Raw genomic sequence first — 2,710 nt, 5'->3', positions numbered from 1 at the left:
GCTCGCGGACCGAGATCTTTTCATCGATGACCCGCATGCCCCAGGCATTTTCCCGAACCTGCAGCTCCGCAGCCAGATCGCGCTCTTCCGGCGCGTTTTCGTCTAGCGCAGCCAGCAGGATCGAGTGGAAAAGCGCTACATAGCCAATCTGTCTCAGGCCGCCCACAACCCGCACGCGCGGCAAGATGGCAAGGACGAGGAACATCAGGAACAGGTTCGGCAGCAGCACGCCGTCCAGCAGCGCCTGCCTGAGATGCGGCCGCTCGAACGGGATGGAGAGACCATGCGGCCTGTCAGGCTCGATCAACAGCCCGTTCTCGAGCACCAGCTTGCGCACGCGTTCCTCGCGGATGCCCCAGAAATAGGCCGTGCTATTGGGCAGGAATCTGCCAAATGGGCCCGATGCCGCCTCTTGCAAGGCATGGTCGAGACGCTGGCGCCTTGCCGGCTCGATGAGCAGCCTGGAAAGAAGGCTGCCGTCGTTTTCCAGATGCCGCGCCATGGCGGCTGCGGCGAGCCGATCATCGATGAAGACCGGCCGGGCCATGCCGGAACGATCCCAATCGGCGACCAGATCCTCGTTGAGGGCGGTCAGCGCATCGGCGGCGGTCCCAAATGCCTTGTCCTGGCTGGCAAGCAGCGTGCCCAGCCAACGGCTGGCATCCGTTTCATCGCCCACCACTTCGAGCGCGCGCTTGTTGAGGGAGACGGGACCGGCCACGCAGGCGCTCTTGCGGCACAGTTTGTGGCGCCCCATGCCAAACAAATTGACCTTGTCGTCGCCGACATCGAGCCATCCCGGCCCCTCCCGGCCATTCGTCTCCATGGTCATCGTCGTTCCCATGAAGCCGACGAAGGCCGACAGCCCGTTTTCGACCGCGCCGAGCCAGGCAAGCAGGAGGGCATCGAAGGTGATCCGGTCCATCAGCAGCAGGCAGTGCAGGCCGGACTGGATCACCGGTCTGCACTCGAACTCTTCGAGGGCCTTGCCGATCTCTTCAGGCTGCATGATCGCACCAAGGCGCTGATGCAGGACGACGCGCAGGATCGAGCGGGCAGCGATCGCCGGGCCCGACGCAGGCCTCGCCACCGGCCGCCACAGATGGCGGGCGTAATCGGAAACCGGCGCATTCCAGCTCTGCTCGATATCACGCACGACTTCCGGGCAGAGCAGCGACAGCACAGCTAGAATTTCCGCCGGAGGCGCAGCAGTTGGGTCAGAGACGGCGGTCATTGGTCCCGTCTAGCCGCTCGCGGTGCAAACGCCAAGGGAGACCAGACTTGCTGGACCCGGCCGGCCCACACATAGATCGTCAACTCGATCAAAACAGGCAAGTCTCCAAACAACGGATCTCAAAACCGCAGTCGGGCCATGCTGAGCAGATCGTGGTACTGCCCGTCGGTAAAACCCGCCTTCACATGCCGACCTTCGACCTCGAAGCCATGGCTTGTGTAGAGACGGACGGCCGGTTCGTTGTCGGCATAGACGGTCAATTCGACCCGCTTCAGCGCGCGCCAGTTATCGGCCACGTCAAGCAGCGCGCCAAGGATGGCAGAGCCGATGCCTTTGCCGACAAAGCCATCGTCAAGGCCGATATTGATCTCGCCGATATGCGACCGGCGTGGCGACCCCTGCACGACCAGGCTGCCATGGCCGACGACCTTGCCGTCCAGCTCCGCGACGATCCAGGTGGTTTCCTGGCCGGCCTTGGCGATCCGCCGCTCGACCTGCTCCACCATCTCGAAGGGCATCCTGAGCGTGCCCCAGCGGAAGCCCGGCATGTTGAAGATGGCGCAAAGCGCTTCCGCATCGCTTGGCCGGATGGCGCGGAGCTGCAGTTGGATCTTCTCGGAGGATGACGTGCTGGTCATGGCGTTCCCGGCGAAGGCAATAGGCCCGGCACGATGCACCGGACGTCACCTGAAAATCCAGCTATCTCTGCAAGCTATGCTGCCGATTGCGCGCTGAAATAGCGGGAGGCGGCGGAGAGTTTGAAGACGCCGCTGATGCCGATCCAGCCGAAAAGGGCAAGCCAGCACAATGTCTTGGGCGCCGTCCAGTCGATCCGATGCACCGCAGCGTCGGTGATGACGAGACCAAGGATGGAAAGCAGGCCAACCAGAAACTGCGCCAGGCCAAGCACCAGCAGTTCCTCGCGCGGCGCGCTTTTCCAGACCAGATATGCGCCGCCAGCGCCAGCGAGGAAGATGGCGCTGTAGACCTGGGCGTGGAAAGGATCGACCGGCCATGGCCAAGTGCTGCTGACCATCACGGGAAACAGCAACATGCCGACGCCATAGAGCCCAAGGATCGCCGTTTCCGCCAACATGTAGCCGCGCCATGCGGGGTTTAAGGTCACGCCTCTTGCTGAAGGACGGGCCCTGGCCCGCCACAGGAACAGCCCGGATACCGCGGCCGAGGCAAGATAGACCAAGAACCAGAGCCAGGCCGCTTTGCGCTCGAAATTGAAATAGCCGAGATTGATCAACGAAACCGCCGTCACGATGACGGTGAAGATGAAGGCCATGACGAGCACCAGCCTGCCGGGCGACCAGCGATTCCAGAACAAGAGTGCCGCCATCACCGCCATTTCGGCGGTGTAGAAGCCGCCGAGGAAGCGGGCACTGAATGGCGTGACGGGCCAGGGCCAGCGCGGCTTGACCAGTGCCGGTGCGAAAAACAGGCCGGCGCCTACGATCAGGACGATGA

At 63.1% G+C, this 2,710-nt stretch carries 3 protein-coding genes; all 3 read right to left on the bottom strand.

Going from position 1 to position 2,710, the window contains the following annotated elements; translation table 11 throughout:
• Nucleotides 1-1,234, bottom strand: a 1,234-nt coding sequence (locus tag ACXJ7R_RS29425) for a hypothetical protein (RefSeq protein WP_457154897.1), incomplete at its 3' end; no start/stop codon positions are given.
• A 119-nt stretch (nucleotides 1,235-1,353) separates the two neighbouring features.
• Nucleotides 1,354-1,872 (bottom strand): GNAT family N-acetyltransferase, encoded by a 519-nt coding sequence (locus ACXJ7R_RS29420; RefSeq protein WP_457154896.1) that lies wholly within the window; start codon nucleotides 1,870-1,872, stop codon nucleotides 1,354-1,356.
• A 74-nt stretch (nucleotides 1,873-1,946) separates the two neighbouring features.
• Nucleotides 1,947-2,710 (bottom strand): hypothetical protein (locus ACXJ7R_RS29415; RefSeq protein WP_457154895.1); only part of this gene is annotated, 764 nt, incomplete at its 5' end.

The sequence above is a fragment of the Mesorhizobium sp. P5_C1 genome (assembly GCF_054049815.1).
The sequence above is the reverse complement of the archived record's forward strand: the minus strand, read 5'-3'. Positions and strand labels throughout refer to the sequence as shown.